This window comes from Pseudoalteromonas mucoides (assembly GCF_049257175.1).
Lineage (GTDB): Bacteria > Pseudomonadota > Gammaproteobacteria > Enterobacterales > Alteromonadaceae > Pseudoalteromonas.
Window position 1 is genome coordinate 12890 of record NZ_JBMMUC010000015.1, and the last position, 20903, is coordinate 33792.

The 20903-nt window shown below is 37.3% G+C and carries 12 protein-coding genes; 7 read left to right on the top strand and 5 right to left on the bottom strand.

Translation table 11 applies throughout. From position 1 onward, the window contains the following. Positions 1-87 precede the first annotated feature (87 nt). The gene (locus AAEU30_RS16080; protein WP_421961366.1) at positions 88-1815 is read right to left on the bottom strand and encodes a glycoside hydrolase family 9 protein; all 1728 of its coding nucleotides are present in this window, start codon (positions 1813-1815) and stop codon (positions 88-90) included. Between the two features lie 75 nt (positions 1816-1890). Then, a complete protein-coding gene (locus tag AAEU30_RS16085) occupies positions 1891-4404 on the bottom strand; it encodes a glycoside hydrolase family 3 protein (protein WP_421961367.1) in 2514 nt (837 codons plus the stop codon). Positions 4405-4620: 216 nt separating this feature from the next. On the opposite strand from AAEU30_RS16085, the gene AAEU30_RS16090 reads away from it, so the two are divergent. Next, positions 4621-5790: an AraC family transcriptional regulator gene (locus AAEU30_RS16090; RefSeq protein WP_421961368.1), complete on the top strand. Its 1170-nt coding sequence runs from the start codon at positions 4621-4623 to the stop codon at positions 5788-5790. A 32-nt stretch (positions 5791-5822) separates the two neighbouring features. On the opposite strand, the gene AAEU30_RS16095 is transcribed toward AAEU30_RS16090, so the two are convergent. Further along, positions 5823-7340, bottom strand: coding sequence for a tryptophan halogenase family protein (locus AAEU30_RS16095; RefSeq protein WP_421961369.1), 1518 nt, complete (start codon positions 7338-7340; stop codon positions 5823-5825). Between the two features lie 80 nt (positions 7341-7420). After that, the gene (locus AAEU30_RS16100) at positions 7421-10426 is read right to left on the bottom strand and encodes a TonB-dependent receptor (protein WP_421961370.1); all 3006 of its coding nucleotides are present in this window, start codon (positions 10424-10426) and stop codon (positions 7421-7423) included. A 416-nt stretch (positions 10427-10842) separates the two neighbouring features. Between AAEU30_RS16100 and AAEU30_RS16105 the strand changes: the two genes are divergently transcribed. Then, positions 10843-13455, top strand: coding sequence for a glycoside hydrolase family 3 C-terminal domain-containing protein (locus AAEU30_RS16105; RefSeq protein WP_421961371.1), 2613 nt, complete (start codon positions 10843-10845; stop codon positions 13453-13455). Positions 13456-13483: 28 nt separating this feature from the next. After that, entirely contained in the window at positions 13484-14926 is a 1443-nt protein-coding gene (locus AAEU30_RS16110; protein ID WP_421961372.1) for a sugar porter family MFS transporter, read from the top strand. Positions 14927-15169: 243 nt separating this feature from the next. Here AAEU30_RS16110 and AAEU30_RS16115 read toward each other — a convergent pair whose 3' ends face one another. After that, a complete protein-coding gene (locus AAEU30_RS16115) occupies positions 15170-16633 on the bottom strand; it encodes a sulfatase (RefSeq protein WP_421961373.1) in 1464 nt (487 codons plus the stop codon). Positions 16634-17120: 487 nt separating this feature from the next. Between AAEU30_RS16115 and AAEU30_RS16120 the strand changes: the two genes are divergently transcribed. The 4 genes from AAEU30_RS16120 to AAEU30_RS16135 all read left to right on the top strand — a co-directional run bounded on the left by AAEU30_RS16120 (position 17121) and on the right by AAEU30_RS16135 (position 20507). Then, complete coding sequence (locus AAEU30_RS16120; RefSeq protein WP_421961374.1) at positions 17121-17975, top strand: DUF4861 family protein; 855 nt, start codon at positions 17121-17123, stop codon at positions 17973-17975. Between the two features lie 10 nt (positions 17976-17985). Continuing rightward, on the top strand, positions 17986-18300 hold the full coding sequence (gene rhaM / locus AAEU30_RS16125) for an L-rhamnose mutarotase (protein WP_421961375.1): 315 nt from the start codon (positions 17986-17988) through the stop codon (positions 18298-18300). Positions 18301-18405: 105 nt separating this feature from the next. Continuing rightward, entirely contained in the window at positions 18406-19857 is a 1452-nt protein-coding gene (locus tag AAEU30_RS16130) for a tetratricopeptide repeat protein (protein ID WP_421961376.1), read from the top strand. Positions 19858-20003: 146 nt separating this feature from the next. Then, the gene (locus tag AAEU30_RS16135) at positions 20004-20507 is read left to right on the top strand and encodes a YgjV family protein (protein WP_421961377.1); all 504 of its coding nucleotides are present in this window, start codon (positions 20004-20006) and stop codon (positions 20505-20507) included. The last annotated feature ends 396 nt before the right edge of the window (positions 20508-20903 follow it).

The following is a 20903-nucleotide window of genomic DNA, read 5'->3' on the forward strand; positions in this document are numbered from 1 at the left end:
GTGCGTATCGTTAATTTAATTAAAGTAATGAACGCTGTAACCTATATCCTTTCTATCACCAGAGTATTGTAAAGTATTAATATTAAATTATTGTTGAGCGATTAACGAGCCAAGCGTATAAACTAAAGGAGCATTCCAATTAATTGCCACTTCGTTCGTTGAGTAACTACACCAGCTATCACTGTATGATCTTGCTGGTTCGCTTGAATCATAATTACACTCATCCTGCTGGCCAGCTTGTGGGCCGCCAACTAGCATGCCTGGTATTGGAGCTTTAATGTCGTCACTTTGAGAAATTCGATGGTGCGGATGTTGTGGTGTTTTATCACCAAAACCGGTTACAAACGAATACCCTGTTGGATTGCGCCCTAAAATGTAATCAACAAACCCTTGCGCGGCCTTTAAGTAGTGTGAGTTATTATTTAACTGAGCGGCTTGCAGCAAAACTATGGCCTTATTTAACGCTGCTGAATTACTTCCCCATACAAAGTCAGTTTTTTCCATAGCTACGCTATAAGAGCTACTTATATGTTGTTTTAAATACATATCAGCTAAATTTTTTTGCTTTATTTTAAGATCTTCATATTCTTGCTTGCTCAATAATTCTTTTGCTTTAAACAGTAAACTGCTCAAGGAAAGATACGATACATTTCTCCATGAAGGAGCTGAGTAATCAATATTTATCTCTGTGTAAAAATTATAAAAAACCTTATCTTTAGTTGTTAAAAATAACTCTGCAGCAGCCCATGCAAACTCATCTTTTAGTTGGCTATCTCCATACTCGCCGCTTTTAACATCAGCGGGTTGCTCATAATATTGGGTTCGATTTTCAAGCGAGTACTTCCACGCCTTAATTGCAGCACCTAAATACTGTTTACTTTTATTAGGGTAATACGGAGCAATTACTCGACTTGCTGCCGATAGCGTAGCGGCAAAATTAAGGCTAGCAGCTGTAGTTTTACCAATCAGGTAGCGCGTTCTTTTATCTTCATGCGGCATTTCATAACCTGGCCATTCTAGCGTTGTGAGTTTGTGGTAAACACCCCCATCTTTGCTTTGCATAGTGATCAGCCATTCAAGGTTCCATAGTGCTTCGTTTATAATATCAGGGACATTATCTGACGATTCTGGGATGTTTAATATTTGCTTTTGATACATCTCAGGATAATGCTCAAATGCGGCAAGCAATGTGTAAGTTGCAATGCCAGAATTCACAACATACTTGCCATAATCGCCCGCATCGTACCAGCCTTTTTGAGATTGCACCTCTTTCGCTTTAAAGTCATCACCTTGCTCTGCTGATGAATGATAAAGCACGTCGTCGTCTTTATGCCCTAAAGGCCGCGCATAAATACCTGCATACTTTTTCTCTATTTCAATACTTGAACGATTTAAGTAATAGTATTTTAACGCCGCTGTATGAACTGAGTCATATACATGATTATTAATTGAGAATACGGCTGAATCTCTAACTCCTTTTACACGTAAAAGGTAATTTCCTGATGTTACAATATCTGAAAAATCAGCGTGTTTAAATGTGTCATTCCCTGAGTTATCCCACATTTTAGCGTGCGATAACTGGCCACTACGTATTACTTTATTGGTATTTACATCCACCAAATCATAAGTAGTTGCGGTTACATTTGGCACTATTGCTATTTTTTCGCTATTAACTAGATAACCAAGCTGATTAACTGCTATTTTTTGATTAGATGACTCTGTGCTCAGTTTACTAAAATCGCCTTTTACTACCGCCGAGCATGCGCTCAAAAAAAGCACAGTGATTAACGTTAATTTAAAAACAACATTTTTCATAATGCCCTTCCCTTATGTGCATAAATTCAAAAGAAAAATACAACAGTGGTGCACTAATTATGCACCCTGCGCCATTTATTCACCGCATTTTATATTTGCTGCTTCTTTTGCTTTGGGCTTAAATTGAACATTAGCAACGCGTACTTTAGCTGCGCCTTCACTTGATAAAACAAATGGCGCACTAGAGCGTTCAAATTCAACTCCCTTATTAGCAAAACACAATAAATCTATCGATATTTTGTGCCATGTACTTAATTTAAATTCTTTAAGAATTGGCGCTATGTCAAACGAACCACACTTGCTTCTACCACAACCCATTTGAACATTTAACGTTTTTTCTGGATAGGCTTCTACACGCACGTCAAATGTTAAGGCACTTTTATTGATTAAGTACTGCGATAAATCCTCTCTGTACCATGTTGAGCTAATTAATGCAGATGCATGATTACTGCCAGTCCAAGTGAATTCTTTTGCGTCTCCTTGAATTTCCTTGTCAGCTTCAATCATGCTTAAGCCTTGAATTTTACCAACCGGAGTTTGGATATCCTTTGTTTCTTGCTCTGTTTGCAATTGATAGTTCCAATCACCTTTTGCCCTCCCCTGCATAATTACATAGGGTGTATTAGTAGGTACTTCAAATACAAAATTATTGTGAGTATTTAACCTACCAAGATTTACATTATCCTTGTAAGTTAAGCCAAATCCATAAGCAAATAATGGGTCGTACGGTTTATCGAATCTATTTAATACAACTTGAGACGCATATTTAGGCCATGAAAAAGAGAGCTTACCTTTAAAGTCATATTCAGTATTTCCTTTTTTATTAGTAAATAACACGTCAGCCACACCGACGCCTTCACTACCTGGCAGCCAAGCGGCAACAAATGAATCAGATGCGTTTATTTCTCTATTAACCCAAAGTGGCCGACCAGACAAAAATACCGACACAACTTTTATGCCTTGTGATTTTAATGTCTCGATTAATTTAGCGTCACGATGAGAGTGAGCCTGATAAGCAATCGATTTCAAGTCACCAATCCACTCTGCATATGGGTTTTCACCAAAAACAACAATTGCAACATCGGGCTTTTCATTAAAACTGCCATCAGGACTTAGCACAGCATTACCACCTGCTTTGTTTACTGCCTGCTCAATACCATCAAAAATTGACGTTCCCCCAGGAAAATCAGACTTTACATTACCTTCGCCGGTCCAATTAATTGTCCAGCCTCCAGTTTGCTTACTCATATTATCAGCGCCATCACCAGCAACTAAAACTTTACTATTGGGGCTAAGCGGTAACAGATTATTATTGTTTTTCAACAGCACTAAAGACTCTCGCACAGCTTGCCTTGCAATCGCTTTGTGTTCAGGATCACCTAATAACTGTTTTTGGTTAGCGTATTTACGTTTTGATGGAAGCCCTTTATTGAATAACCCCGAACGCATTTTTACACGTAAAATACGCCTAACTGCATCGTCAATTCGTTCAATGGGAATAATGCCATTTTCAACTTGCTCTATAGTATTACCTATAAAAGCTTTCCAGTCTTCTACTACCATAAACATGTCAAGCCCAGCATTTACAGCCTGTGGACAGCTATCATTAGTACAGCCAGGTATTTTACTATGCGAATTCCAATCACCTACTATAAAGCCATCAAAACCGAGTCGAGTTTTTAACACATCCGTAAGCAGGTATTTACTGCCATGTAAACGCAGTCCATTCCACATATTATGCGAGGCCATAATACTTTGTACACCCGCTTTTATAGCCGGAAAATAAGCTGCAGCATGATTTTTAATTAAATCTTTTTCAGTTTCTCTATTATCGCCTTGATCAATCCCTTGATAAGTTCCACCATCGCCTACCCAATGCTTAGCGGTAGAATAGATATGGTCGTCATCTAAAAAGTTAGATGTGTTTACTTTCCCTTGCAGTCCTTCAATCATTTCTTTTGAATACAAAGCAACTATCTCTGAATCTTCAGAGTAGCTTTCATAGGTTCGCCCCCATCGATCATCTCTGGCAACTGCCAATGTAGGTGCAAATGTCCAATCTATCCCTGCAAGTAGTACTTCTTTAGCCGTTGCCTCACCAATTTTATAAATTAAATCGGGGTTTCGCGCTGCACCTAAACCAATGTTATGTGGATATAAAGTAGCACCTATAAATTTATTGTTACCATGAACGGCATCAATTCCATAAGTAACAGGAATAGCCAAACTCCCTTCAGAGGTGTCCATAGAAGCTAAATAGAGCTCATCCATAAAAGCAACCCAATCAGACACGCTAGCATTTCTGTCGTTGTGCAAAAAAGTACCTCCACCATTTAACACTGAGCCTAAGTGGTACTGTTTGACATCTTCCGGTGTTACCCATGTAATTTCGGCCTGCACCATTTGACCCACTTTTTGCTCAAGCGGCATTTTATTGATTATGTGTGTAATTTGAGCCTCTATTGCGGCATTATTTTCTATTGCCGGTTCGATTTTTGGCCAGAGTGTTATATCGTTTTTGGCCAATACGTTTAAAGATGCAATACCTAAAACCGAGCCTAAAACAAATGAAGAATAAAAATTTTTCATTAAATTAATAACCTGATAATTTTTTTAGTATGGCATATAGTTTTATTACAAAGATTTCATGAAGTCGTTCAAATAGAAGCTTTAGGCGTTCAAATACAGGTAATATGCTCTATTTGAACACGATAAGTGTTTTAAATGTTAAACTGGCTTACCTACACAACAACGTAAATGACACATTTGTGCCAAATAAAAATTTTCATAAAGGTATATTAAATTATGAAAGCAGTACTTTTTAACACACACGATCTCGCTTTAATTTTTACCGTATTCATATGTTTATCATTTAGCGCTTTTTTAATTACACTGAAAAAAGGGAATAAATTAAGTAACTTCTTACTTGCATGCTTTTTATTAACTCAAGCCGCTATCCCTATGGATAATCTTATAAACTTTGGTGAAGCATTTAGACCTTTTGCATTAAATTTATCGCCAAATTTGTTTTATACATTCGGCTTAGCATTTTGGTTAGAAGTCCCGCTACTTTTACTCTATATAAAATCGTTAGTTAATAAAAATTATGAAGTTAAAAAAGTTGATGTACTGTATTTTATTCCTTTTATACTTTATGCCATCTATTTCTCACTAGATTGGCTTATGCTCGATAACAATATAAAATTAAATGCACTTCAAAATGATAATATTGAAACCACACCTATCGTCGATCGCATAATTTATTTTTCTCGAGAGTGCTTTAGGCTTTCTATCAGTGTTTTGTGCTTTTTAGAACTACAAAAATATCAAAATAATATAAAAAATGAATTTGCAGAATTAGAAAGTGTCGATCTAACGTGGTTAAAAGCCTTAGTTATCGGCTTTTTAGTTGTGCATTTAAACGCTATTTTTGTCTCACTTGGCATTATTATGTCTTATGAGGTTGGGATTATTGTCGATCATGAGCTATTAGGGCTTACCTCTAACTACGCGGTACTTTTACTAATAACGAGCTTAATATTTTTTAGTGCCGGTCATTCAAAAATATTTCAAGGTATTGACGACGCACTCACTACCGAACAGAGTAAAATGCCAGAGGTCTTTGAGCCCGAAAAAATACAAAAAATTGAAAACTACCTGCTGCAAAACAAGCCTTATCTAAACCATTTACTCACACTAGATAACCTAGCGAACCAATTAGGAATGGGATCTAGAAGCCTTTCATCAATAATTAATAGGCACTTTGGTAAAAACTTTTTTGAGTTTATAAATCACTACAGAATTGAAGAGAGTAAGCGGCTACTACTATTAGAAGAAAATAAAACAGTGACCATGTTAGACATTATGGATAAAGCAGGGTTTAACAGCAAAGCGACTTTTAATACATTTTTTAAAAAATTGGTAGGCAGTACCCCCACCCAATACAGAAAAGAACACTGGGAGCATCAAACTTAAACATAGTTTAGTACGCACCTCATTATTAAGCTCTATGCGTTATGCGTATATTTATTTAAAATATACGCTTGATGATCTGGCATAACATCAGCAGTACGGCTTATTACCGACTCTATATTTTCTAATCTTCGTTTAATTTCATCAGGGCTTAATCTATCAACTAATGGGTGGTAGCTTTTAGGTTTAATACCTTGTCCGTGCATAACAGAAAGCCAAGATGTTTCGTTAAATAACTCGTTGTCATGTCTAAAAATACGCCCATTTTCACTAAACATGTCTATTTTTTGTTTTAACGAATCTGGCATTTCTAGGTTTTTACAATAACGCCAAAATTTACTATCATCGCGGTTTGTTAATTTATAATGCAAAATAATAAAATCGCGAATACGATGATACTCTGTTTCAGTTTGCTGATTAAACAAGTCAATATCGCACTGCGTAAAAGCTTTACTTGGGAACAAGGTCATCAGTTTTGCAATAGCCGACTGAATTAAATGTAACCCTGTAGATTCGAGTGGTTCAACAAAGCCTGCCGATAAACCAATAGCAATACAGTTTTTATTCCAACTTTTTTTACGCATACCTGTAACCCACTGTAAGCTATTTATATCATTTAGAGGGCTTGATTCCAGCGTGTTTAATAATAAACTCTGAGCTTTATCGTCATCCATAAACTCGCTTGAATACACAAACCCATTACCGACTCTGTTTTGCAGCGGTATTCGCCAAGTCCAGCCAACACTCTGCGCCGTAGACTGTGTATAAGGGTTTAGTGCTTTTGTAGATAAACAAGGCGCTGCAACCGCTTTATTACAAGGAAGTAAATGGGTCCAATCTTCGTAGCCTGTTTTAAGTGCTTGCTCAATTAGCAGCCCTTTAAAACCTGAGCAATCAATAAATAAATCACCGCTGAGTACAGTGTTATCGTTTAACACTAACGATTCTATCATTCCTGTTACAGGGTTAGTTTTTACTTCATCAACCTGACCTTCAATACGCTTAACACCTTTATTTATAGCGTATTTACTTAAAAATTTAGCATAAAGGGTTGCATCAAAGTGGTAGGCATAATTAATACCTGCTAGCGGTGTATTTTGCTGGGTAGACGGGTGCATAAATTTGTTGGCGTAAGCACCTACCGATGCCAGTGAGTAGTTAGATAAGTTAGAAGTTTTTTTAAATTTTGGGTCATCTTGCATTTTCAACCAAAAATGATGAAAAGGTAGCGCCTCCATATTAGTACCGTAATTTCCAAAAGGATGAAAATAGCGATGCCCTTTCTCCTTCCAATCTATAAACTCAATACCTAGTTTAAACGTTGCATTTGTAGAGCGAATAAACTCAGATTCATCAATATCAAGTATTGTATTGAATAGCTGAATTTGCGGAATAGTAGCCTCACCTACCGACACAGTGCCTATCTCGCTAGATTCAACAAGTTTAATGCTATAATTATCACAGCCAATAACTTTAGCCAACGCCGAGGCACTCATCCAGCCTGCTGACCCACCACCGACTATAACAATAGACTTAATTCTTGAATCACTCATTTTTCATTACCTTATATAACAAAACGCTATGACTGCTTAATAAGTAGTCATAGCGTTTATTTATGTACTAATGGTATTTATTAAAAGTTACCTTTCAAAATAATACTAAATCGACGTTCGCTGGCAAACCAAGAACGTGATATACGATTATTATCGTTGTCTATTTGCATTGAAGTACGCGCCACTTCGTTTGTTAAATTGGTACCTTGTAAGCCAATTTGAAATGAGTCCGTTAGATTATAAAATACAGAACCATCAAGCTGGCCACCCGCCTCGTTATAGATAGGTAATTGAGTTATTACATCTTTACTGGTTAGCAAATATTCAGAGCGCCAGTTATAAGCTAAGCGTGCATTTATGCCAAACTTTTCGTACATAGCTACAATGTTTATGTTGTCTTTAGAAAGCCCTTCAAGAGGCAATCCATCAAATGCAACATCAGCGCCTTCTGTTGAATCAGGCTTATCTGGTGATAACCCTGCATTTGGTGACCCTTCTTCTTCAATATACGTATAGTTAAACTGCATCCCGATACCACTAAAGACACCAGGTAAAAAGTCATAAAACTGCTGGTAAGCCAGCTCAAAACCTTGCACAGAGCCTTCATCACCATTTGTAGCACCGTTTACTTGTACTACCTGAGTAGCACCATTATTAGCAAACTCTCTATCTACTGAGCCATTAATAAAATAATTACTCATATCTTTATAAAAGAATGAACTCGTAAGCGAGCCAACACCTTCAGAAAAATACCATTCTAGCGCTAAATCGTAGTTGTATGACTCCATTGGTTTTAAAAATGGATTTCCCGAGTTAGCTGTATAGCGCGAATAGCGTGCGTCTTGAATTTGTCTTTCATCTGAGCTTTCATCGTAGGTGATCACTAAGTCTTCAGGCGTGATTTTTACAAAGTTTCTTAGGTTTCCTAGAGCAGGTAGTGCTATAGCTTCTGAAAAGCCAATGCGTAAAATTAAATCATCTTTTAAATTTAATTTTATATTTAAGCTAGGCAGTATATTTGTGTATTCGCTGTTTGCAGTTTGCTCTGTAAATCCTGCATTGCCAAAGGCCGCTTGATCCGAGGGTAAAAAATTATCGGGATCGGATGCATCGTTAATATCGCCAACTGTATCTGGGAATGTTAAAAAGCCATCTGTTTCATTTTTTATTTTTACATAGCGAAGGCCCACATTGCCGCTATAAAACATGTCACCTAATTCACCTTCAAAATTACCTTTAATATAAAACGCATTATTCACTTCAGACGTTTCATTAATTTCATTATTTAAAAAATCTCCAACCGCGCCGTCTCTGTTCGACAAACGTTGCCAATTTGGTGATAAAGGCGCAAAGGCAGATTCTGCATTATTGTAGTCTTTTACAAACGACTCTTTAGGAAACAAAAATGCTCCCTCTGAGGCAACATTTAATACCCCGCCTCTGGCGAAGTTATCAAAAGTTACTTCCTCATAGCTATCGCCTAAACTTGCACCTAGCTCGTCGCCTTGTGCATCAAACCATGCACTGCCATTACCTGCCCACGCCTCAGAAAGCCATCCCCAATTAAAAGTAGACTGACGTGTAGTTTGCTCACGCTTAGCATAACGGGCACCAACTTTTACGCTAGTAAAAAAGCCACTATCAAATGTGTATTGTGTATCACCTGCAAAGGCAACTTCTTTACCATCATTATCAGATATGTGATCCATTGCACTGCGCCAAAAATAGTTATGAGGATCGGTAAAAAATCCTGCATCGCCGCTATTTGCAGGGTCAAGTAAAGTAATATCAGGTAACTCTGAGCCGTTTTGTTCAATACCAATTACAGCGCGAGTTGCGCCCATGACAGAAAAATCAAAAATCTCTGATGTAGACTCTACATATTGAGCGTCAAAATTAAACGACCATGTATCGTTAGGGCGATACTTAAGATTAAAGCCGTAATCGTCCACTACGTTATCTTGATCTCTAAAACGTGTGATCATCGCGTGTTGCGCACCAAACTCACCTGGTGGTTGACGCTGCGCATCATTACCACGCCAACCTGCATTTGATGTAATAAAACCTGATTCAAAAAGCCCTTGGTCAGTAATATCAAATTCAGTACCTTCAAGAGCCACTAAATCATTAATAACAGCATCATCGGCCATTTCTATAGCGTGTTCAGTCCACGCTAATGACGAATCAGAGCGAATAAATTGGGCTGTCGCTAAAAGTGTTCTGCTTTCATTTTCAAATTGTAGTGCTCCTGCAAAACCTTCTCTGTCTCTATCATCTTCTTTACGGGTTAAACGAGTAGTGCGAGGTACATATACAGCTTGCCCATCAACACGTTGATTTTGTGGTTCGTAACGCCCTATTTGCGTACCGTCTGACTGCGCTTTTAGTTTAGAGTTTGAATAATTAACTAATACACCGAGCCTGCCATTGTCTAAATCAAATATATCGCTGTATAAACCTGAAAATGATGGGGTCGTTTCATCTGCAAAATCGCTATATGTTCCGTCTAAAGTGAAAGCGATTACTCGACCATCTGCATCAAAGGGTTTACGTGTAACCAGGTTGACAGTACCAGCTATACCGCCTTCAATCATATCTGCCGATTGGTTTTTAAATAATTCAACGGACCCCATCAATTCTGGCGGTACATCTTGAAAACTCAACCCTCGCCCTGAATCTGCAGTAAATGTGTCCCGCCCATTAAATTCGCTGCGGGTATGTGTTAACCCTCGAACAACAACACCGCTACCTTCAACACCATAATGATCTGGATCGTTAGCGGCAGCAAAGCGTTCAATAGACACTCCCGGTAAACGGGTGATTGCCTCAAGTACGCTTCTATCGGGTAATGAACCAATGTCCTTTGCTGATATCGCATCAAGAACAGTCTCACCTTCACGCTTCATGTTCTGTGCATTAATTAAGTTTGAACGTGTTCCCTGAACGATGACTACTTCAATATCTTTGTCTTTTTCTTTTATTTTCTCATCTTCTTGAGCAGCATATAAATTGCTAGATAAAGAAGTTGCAATAATTGCAGATGCAATTATGGACAGTTTAAATGAACTGTTCTGTTTTTTTTTCATTATAATTCTCCCTCATTGAAATTCAAAAAAGTACTGTTTGTATTTTTTAAATTTCAACCCTATTTTGTGTGTGGTTATCATGCAAAGGTAGAATCAGATAAATAATGTATAAAATCGCCTAATTAATCACAAATACATCTATTTGAACGCCAAAATTAGTTATTTTTCTAATATGGCGCTGATTTTAAACGCTAACGTTTTTATAGATAGCCATAAGGAACAATAAGTTAAAACTAAGAGCGCAAGGGAGGTAATATATTAACAATGATTAACTGTTTTTATTTTGATGAGTGTATAAATTTATGCAAATACGTGTATTTATACGTTCAAATTCATATTCATCTTCCACTTAGACGATGTTAATAATTTCATTTGTTAAGTTATTTTTATCACACACAAATAAAGAGTTGATAACAATGATTAATAAAAAAATAATAAATCTTTTTGCACTTACGGCATTTGCTACATTGGTAGGTTGTGCTAATGACGATCAATCGACAGCAGCAATCCCACTCTATTTAAATGAGTCAGCCCCCATTGATGATCGTGTAAATGATTTAATAACACGTCTAACGTTAGAAGAGAAAGTTAGTCAATTATTCGATAAATCACCTGCAATTGAGCGCTTATATATCCCAGAATACAATTGGTGGAATGAAGCTCTACACGGTGTTGCACGTGCGGGTAAAGCAACTGTTTTTCCACAGGCAATAGGCCTTGCAGCTACATTTGATGAAGACTTATTGTTAAGAGTCGGTACCGCAATATCTGATGAAGGTAGGGCTAAACATCATGCTTTTTTAAAAGAAAATAATCGCTCGATGTATACCGGCTTAACATATTGGTCGCCAAATATTAATATATTCAGAGACCCTCGGTGGGGTCGCGGTCAAGAAACCTACGGTGAAGACCCGTACTTAACTACTCGTATTGCAGTTAATTTTATCAATGGTTTACAAGGTAATAACGACAAATACTTAAAATCAGTTGCAACACTTAAACATTATGCAGTACATAGCGGTCCTGAAGTTTCAAGGCATAGCGACGATTACACAGCTTCCAATAAAGACTTAGCTGAAACCTACCTTCCTGCATTCAAAGATGTAATTGCACAAACGGATGTAGCATCTGTGATGTGTGCATACAATAGTGTAAACGGCACGCCAGCTTGCGGTAACAACGAGTTAATCCAAAATAAATTACGTGATGAATTTAACTTTAAAGGTTACATTGTGTCTGACTGTGGCGCTATTGCCGATTTTTATGACGTAAAATCACACAATATTGTCAGTACAGAAGCGCAAGCTGCGGCAATGGCACTTAAAACCGGTACAGATTTAAATTGCGGTGATCATCATGGTAATACCTATAGTTATTTAACTCAGGCCGTAAAAGAAGGTTTAGTTGAAGAAAGTGATATAGATAGAGCTTTAAAACGCCTTATGTATGCGCGCTTTAAATTAGGAATGTTTGATGATGCTAACAATGTGCCTTTTTCTAAAAAACCGATGACGTTAGTTGGATCTGCAGAACATTTAAAACTCACCGAAGAAGCCGCTCAAAAATCATTAGTATTACTTAAAAATAAACAATTGCTGCCTTTAAAAGGTAACGAAAAAATAGCGTTAATTGGCCCGAATGCAAATAACACCGCTATTTTATTAGGAAATTACAACGGCACACCTATCACACCTATTACCCCTAAATACGCATTAGAAAAACGCCTAGGTAAAAATAACCTTACATATTCTGCAGGCTCAAGTATTACCGGTGAGGTTTATACACATTACCAACCTATTGAGGCAAAACATTTTTTTCATCTAGATCATAATAATCAAATGCAGCCAGGGTTAATTGCCCAGTATTACCCAGCGAGTAATTTTGACCGTCAACCAGCTAAACGACAAATAGATAAAAATATCGACTTTAGCTGGGAACGTTCCCCTATCGACAACTCTATTGAGCAAGAATTTGCTGTTAAATGGGACGGAATAATTAAACCGGAGCAAACAGCACAATACTATTTCAAAGCCACCAATATGAGTTTTACACTTAATGGTAAAACCGTTAATGGCGCTATAACACTTAATAAAAATGAAGAATATATATTAACTGCACAAGCTAAGTTCAATCATTTTTGGCATAGCAACGTTATTAACCCAACAGCGAGTTTAGGCTGGTTAAAAAACCCTCAAAACCTTACTCAACAAGCGCTAGATAATGCCAATGAAGCGGATGTTATTGTATTTGTAGGCGGTATTAGTGCCAATCTTGAAGGTGAAGAAATGCCACTGCAAATTGAAGGGTTTTCTCACGGAGATCGAACCAATATTAATTTACCTAAAAGCCAACTTAATTTACTTAAAAAGCTAAAGCAGACCGGTAAACCTATCGTACTTGTAAATATGAGCGGTAGTGCAATGGCATTAAATTGGGAGAACGAAAATATAGATGCCATTGTTCAGGGCTTCTATCCAGGTGAGGCAGCAGGAAGCGCGCTAGCTGGTTTACTTTACGGCGACTTTAGCCCATCAGGTAAATTGCCTATCACCTTTTATAAATCAGTTTCAGATTTACCTGACTTTAAAAATTACTCAATGCAAAACCGTACATACAAATATTATGAAGGTGAGGTACTTTACCCATTTGGTTACGGCTTAAGTTACGCAGACTTTAAATACAAAAACACACGTCATTCAATAAACGCAGACACTGGCGATTTAAACCTAACAACAACAATCGCTAACCAAAGCAGTTTTACAGCTGACGATGTTGTTCAAGTTTATATTTCTATGCCCGACGCGCCTGTTAAAACTCCTAATAAACAATTAGTGGGCTTTAGACACGTTACTCTTAATCACAAAGCGCAAAGCGATGTTAAATTCACAATTTCTAAAAACCAACTCACTTATATCAATGAGCAAGGTAGTGCAGTGGCTTACAAAGGACGTTTAATTGTGACAGTGGGCTCTGGGCAAGGTATCAAAATACCAAAAGATAAATTTACAGTGTCTAACATTGTTTTATAAAGAATAATAAAAATCTAGGAATAAAAAAATGGAAAATACAGCAACAGATCCCACACTCAGTGGTACATCTATTCAATTAAAGAGTATCGAAAATGAGAACTTACTACGTATATTCTTTATCTCCTGTGTAGCTGCTATTGGTGGGTTCTTATTTGGTTTTGATAGTGGTGTAATTAATGGCACAGTTGATGGACTCAAAGGTGCTTTTAACTCAGATAGCGTTGTAACAGGATTTAATGTAGCAAGTATGCTGCTAGGCTGCGCTATTGGCGCATTAATAGCAGGTAAAAGTGCCGATCACATTGGTCGTAAAAAGGTATTACTTGTAACCGCTGTTCTTTTTATTATCAGTGCCTGGGGCTCGGGTATTGCGGAATCCTCGGGGGAATTTATAATTTATCGCTTGATTGGTGGCATGGCGGTAGGTGCGGCCTCTATACTAACGCCCGCCTATATAAGTGAAATAGCCCCATCACGTTTGCGGGGTACGCTTACTTCTATTCAGCAAATTGCTATTATTTTAGGGTTATTTTTCTCTTTTTTAAGTAACTATTCATTAGTAAAAATATCAGGAAACTCTACCGAAGTACTTTGGTCAGGCTTTGATACATGGCGATGGATGTTTTGGATAGAGTTAGCCCCTGCTACTATTTTTTTAGTCACTTTACTTTTTATACCAGAAAGCCCACGCTATTTAGCAATGAAAAATAAACAACTAGCAGGAATGAAAATTCTATCGCAGCTATTTGGTTCTAAAAACGCCAAATCAATGTGGGAAGAAATCAGGCTGTCATTAGGTAATAGTAAAAAATCTAAGATAACTAACTTATTTCAATCACACACATTCAAGCTAAAGCCAGTCGTTTATATTGCAATTGGACTTGCAACATTACAGCAACTAGTCGGTATTAACGTGGTATTTTATTATGGTGCTATATTATGGCAGGCCGTTGGCTTTTCAGAATCGGATGCACTTTTAATAAATATTATTAGTGGTGTAATTAGCTTAGTTGCATGCTTTATTACTCTATCGCTTATTGATAAATTAGGCAGAAAACCATTTTTACTGATTGGGTCAATAGGCATGACCTTCTCGCTCATTGGTCTAGTTGTCGCATTTTCTAATGGCATTATAGACGCACAAGGACAATTACAACTTGGCGATTGGGGCTTTACTGCGCTAGTACAAGCCAACTTATATGTGTTCTTTTTTAACCTTTCATGGGGTCCTGTAATGTGGATTATGCTCGGCGAGATATTTCCAAATAACATGAGAGGATTAGGCTTAGGGGTTGCAGGTCTTGCTCAATGGCTGGCTAACTTTTTAGTTACTATGACCTTTCCGATATTGCTAGCCGGTGGAGGGCTTGCCCTTGCGTATTCGCTCTATGCTTTTTTTGCTTTCATATCAGTACTTTTTGTTATTTACTTAGTAACTGAAACCAAAGGAACGAAATTAGAAAACGTATAACTTTATCGTCCTAAATTGCCTCATTTAGGACGATAACTTGTAAGCTTCTCCCCTATATAATGCCTACCGCATCAGTTAAAATATGTATAGGGCTTGAGGGAGCTATTCAAGCATTTGTTTTAGGTACGCTGTATGTACGCGTATCTAATCAGGTTTATTAATTAACTGCTTTCCCCATACTTGGCTTAAATTAACATCATGAGATAGCATATTATCTTTATTTTGAAACAACCTAAGAAAATTTTATTTTCCTATTAATGCTTTTTTAGTCAGCTCAGAAAAATATGGATTGCCTGTATAATCAGACACAGCAGACCATTTAGCATTCTCTTTGGGGAGAAAGCCAATTAAACGCTCTTTAATTGCTTGATATTCATCTAATGCAGCAACATTATTCCACTCATTTTCATCATTATCATGGTCGTATAGCTCTTCACTACCATCTTCATAACGAATATAACGATAACGGTCTGTTTTTACTGCGTGATTATTTGGCCCATATGTCGTTACAGCTGCGTGTTCCCACTGTGCATCTGGCTTATTCAATAATGGCGATAAATCTTGCCCTTCATTTAATGGATTATCTGGCAAACCACAAATTTTAATCAATGTAGGGTATAGATCCAGTAGACTAACAGGGCGGTTACTCACTTGTTTAGCAGAAGACTTTGGTGGCTTAATTATTAACGGTGTTCTAGTGGCTCTTTCCCATAAAGCCATTTTGGCAAACTTACTTTTTTCACCTAGTTGATAACCATGATCTCCCCACAAGACCACAGCTGTATTTTCAGCGTACTTGCTATTCTCAAGTGCACCCAGGACAGTACCAATACATGAATCAACAAATGAAATACTAGCTAAGTAAGCTTGTACCATGTTTTTCCATTCATCATTTTCTATAGCCCACTCTGTTGTGGGCATCATCGGTAGCTCAGTTACAGCTTTTGCAATTTCAGGCACATCGTTTAAGTCGTCTTTAAAATAAGGAGGCAATTCGATATCTTCTATTGGGTGCATATCAAACCATTTTTGAGGCACATGCCAAGGTACATGAGGGCGAAGAAATCCTCCAACCATAAAAAAGGGCTTATCGTAGTCTTCTTCTAACTGGTTAGCTAGCCATTGTGCAGATTCAAAATCAGGCATTTGCTCATCAGTATCAGGAAACGCCCCCCAATCCGTATTTGTCCTAGGATCATGCCATTTCATCCTTTCTTCTGGGTATGGACCAAACCCCTTTTGCCGACCACCATATTTATCAAAACTGGCATCAGCTACTCGCTTATGAAAAACCTTACCAACTGCAGCAGTATAATAGCCATGTTGACTAAAGTACTCGCTTAAGAATATTGATTGACTCGCTTTAACATTTGCAGACTTAATATCATTGTCTTCGACATGACCATAAATCCCCGTAGTGGATGGCGCCATACCTGTCATAATACTTGCGCGCGACGGGCCACACAGTGGCGCTGGTGCGTGCGCATTAGTAAATACGGTACCCATGTTTGCCAAACGATCAATATTCGGGGTCTTTGTATTAGCATGACCACCCAGTGGTCCTATCCAGTCATTTAAATCATCCACTATGAGCATTAGTACATTAGGATACTCTTTTTTTAACTGCGCCAATAAATCGAAATGATATGTGGCGATGGCAGCAGTCGTTAATCCAGCTCCACCGATAAGAAAATTACGTCTATTCAAAAGTTAGTGCCTTCTGCATTTTAAATTAAGTCAATAAACATAAAGCCTATAACGAGTAATAACCACACATTATATTGCAATAATGGTCATTATGATGCAATATCAATCACGGACATGCAAATAAGTAAATCAAAACATATCAGCAGGAACTATTTTTATGTCGCTAAATTTCAAAAAACAACAAGCTAATAATACTTCGGCGGGCTTAAAAAGAAGGCATAACGTTATCGCTATTGTTATTGTGGTAGTCACTAGTTTCAATGTTGCATACTCAGTCCCGAAAGAATCAACAATAGAGCCTGTCAAAAAGTTCAATGAATTAGTTACGATACATGGCTCAATAGTAAATAAACTGATTAGCTTCTTAGTAAATTAATTTCTACTAATTTCACCAATTATAAAGACACACAATATAGGTAATACGATGAAAAACTCGCATAATTTTAAAACTCCCTCTCTACTAATTATAGCGACAAGTTGCGCTTTCATGTTCGGTTGCGCAGAAACATCAACTTCAGTTGAAGCAACAGCTCACTCATTCAACAATGAGGTAAAAGCATACGCGAAGTATGTACCAAAAAGACAAGACGATTTTGCATGGGAAAATGACAAAGTTGCATTTCGTGTTTATGGTCCCGCAGCTCCTTTAAAAGGTCATGCTAGTGGTGTAGATGCTTGGCTAAAAAAAGTAGATTACTCAATCATTAACAAGTGGTACGAAGAAACATTTAATGGAACTGGTTCCTACCATACTGATACAGGTGAAGGTTATGACCCATATCACGTAGGTATAAGCCGTGGCGTTGGTGGTTCAGCTATCTGGGTTGATGGTAAAGATTATACAGCCCATAACTATAAGAGTTATAAGATCCACACCAATGGCCCTGATAATGTTGTATTCACTTTAGAATATGAATTTCAAACACCACTAGGACTTGTGAACGAATCAAAGACCATCTCATTACCAATGGGCTCTAACTTATATCAAGTAAACTCGGTGTTTAAACTGAATGGTAAGCCTGCTTCACTTCCAATTGCAATCGGCATTACAACTCACGATGAAAAAGCGGCAGTTGCTTATAATGAGAAATCAGGGCGAATTTCAGCTTGGGAAACATTTGATTCAATGGCTTTAGGCACAGGCGTCGTTATAAACCCTAATAAGGTTAAAGACATTCAACATATACCTAAAGAGACAAAAGATGAAAGCCATATTTGGTTATTTACGAACTCTGAAGAAAATGGCTCTCTTGAATATTATGCAGGGTTTGCATGGGAAGCTGCTGGTGAAATAACCACACAAGCACAGTGGCATAGTTACCTAGATAATTTTGATAAATAGGGGCATAAAAATGGAAAAAATAGCATTCACTATGACCTTACTACCTGGCCATGAAGCTGAGTACGAAAAGCGCCATGACGAAATTTGGCCTGAGCTTGTCACAGAATTAAAAAATGCTGGGGTTTGTGACTACTCAATATTTCATGATCCATCGTCTAATAAGCTTTTTGCTGTTTTAAAAAGAGAAGATAACCACACAATGGACGCACTACCTTTAGCGCCTATTGTAAAAAAGTGGTGGTCGTACATGGCTGATATTATGGAAACAAACACCGATAACTCGCCCGTTGTTACCCCTATAAATCAGGTATTTCATTTAGACTAAGAACAATCCAGATAAAGCCCAATGCAAACATGTATGGGCTTTATCGCATATATTACCTGACAATGAAGTTACTTCTCAGCAACCATTCTTAATATTGGAAATTTGATGAAAACAACAATAAAGTGGTTTTTATTCGCTACATTCATAAATACATTGACGGTACAGGCTGCTGACATTCTAAAAACAGACAGTTATTTCACAGCTAAGCAATATGATTTAGCAAAAACCGGCTATATGGAAGCCGCTAAGCTTGGTAACCCGCATGCATATTATCAGCTAGCAAGAATGTACACGAAAGGCCTAGGGGTGGAACAGGATGTTATTAATGCCCTTATTTACTACTCTTTGGCGGCAGAGTATGACTATTTTGATGCACAAAAAGTGATAGATAACACACTTGTGACACTCGCTCCAGAATCGAAAGCTGCTTTTATAAAAGTAATGAATGATTATAAAAGCAAGCTTGGAAAGCAAGCTATTGATGCCAAGTACTTTCCTATTATTCAACAAGATTCATTATCTAAACACATTACTTTTGATGGCAGCGAAAAATTAAAGCGTGCTTTCTACAGTGAAGACTTTATGGAAGACTCAATTGCTAATTTGAATAACTTAGCCATTGAGGAAGGTGGAAATGAAGATGCCACTTATATGCCTACCCCTAAAGAACCTTATCTAATCTTAGATATTGATATTGCTGAAGATGGATCGATTCGCAATTATTACGAAGTTCAAAACATGGGAGGGCCAGCTTCAAGGCTCATTAACGAGTTTATTCTGTTCCCGCAACCAAAACCATCTATAGATAATCAACCAACAAATTTTGTTCACCGAGTATTTCTTGGCGCTGCAGTTTATTCAAAATCAATTTTGATTGATAAAAACGAACCTATGTATGCACAAATATTGCGTACCTCTAAGAGGTTAAAACAAGGAACAAAACTTAACGAACGATATCAATATGCGATGGCATTACTAAACTTTCCTTGGTTAACATCAAACCCAATAGAAGCTGAACAAAAATTATTAGCTCTGGCTAAACTAGGTCACCCTAGTGCGATGTATGAATATGGAATGCTACTGTATAGGGAGCAAAGAAATATCACAGAGGGGATTTATTGGATATCCCAAGCTAGTAAATATGGTCTAATTCGTGCTGAATTTCGCTTAGGCATGATTTTGAACTCCAGTCCTTGGGTGCAACAAGATCAAAGCAAGGCATTATTTTGGTTCTCCTCTGCGATGAATAAAGGTGATGTAAATGCAGCGATTAGAGCTATCGATATTAAGCTTACGGCCCATGATAAATCTTTACTCAATATTGAATCTGCAGTGCAAGATTTAAAAAACATTGAGCATACACACGCCAATAACCCGGAGTACTACTATTTATTAGCGCTATCTTTTCGTGATAGGGAAACAAGAGACTTTAGTCAGTTTGTTAGTAATATGCGTATCGCCATTAATCGAGGGAACTCTTTAAATTGGAACACGAGTGAATGGCAAGAACTACTAGATAAATCAACTGTTGGCACCGTTTATATCACTGACGAGTAACACATTCAAAATTATGACCATCACGGTTACACGCTCTGATGGTTCATTATTTCATCTACAGCAAAAATAAGCTTCTACGAATTAAGTCTATAAAAAGCAACTTAACTGGTGGTGCTCTGCACGAGCAGTATTAAAAAGGAGAGTCAGTGTTTGATATTTATTTTGCCCAAGCTTTAGGGTTTGTTAGCTACATTTTAGCGATGTTGTGTTTTATTCAAAAGGATGATCGCCGCTTTAAAATCATGATGATTGTAATGAATTTAAATCATGCATTACACTTTTACTTATTAAATGCAGTAACTTCCTCATTATGTTGTTTATTCGCTGCCGGGAGGACAGCAACATCAATACAAACAAAAGCAAAATGGATCGCTGGGTTATTCATTATACTCACTGCTTTAATTGGATATTTTACTGTAAACCAATGGACAGACTACATAGCAATAGCTGGGTCGTGTATAGGTACGTATGCTTTATTTTGCCTCAATGGGATCAAGATGCGCTTGGTTGTATTTATAGGCTCATGTTTATGGCTTATAAATAATATTATAGTTGAATCACTAGGTGGAATATTACTAGAAGCTACGGTGATAGTTATCAACCTAACAACAATTTATAAATTACATGAACAAAATATTAAGCCTAATTAAAAATAACGCTTAAATCTAAACTAATGTAACTTTAGAGGTGAAAAGACGGTTCGTTAAGCCTTATATATTAATCACCATATGCCTCCAAGCTCATCTCGCCCGCTCTAATAGTAAGAAATGATCATCATGCCCGCCACTAATGAATCACACCTGCCAGAAGAGCCTATTCGAATTCATAACTTTTCCTCATCCCGTTTCAATTAAACCTTTATTTGAACGGTTTCAAATAAAGGTTTAATTGAAATTTCAACATCTTCATATAACTCTGAACTAAGCTAGATTTGTTGTTAAGTTAGACGAGGAGCGACTTTAGGAGATCTTACTGATGACAGTAGCGGTAAAGGTGTTGATGATAACCTTATTTGAATATAGACATTTAAATTTCCCAGCTTCCAC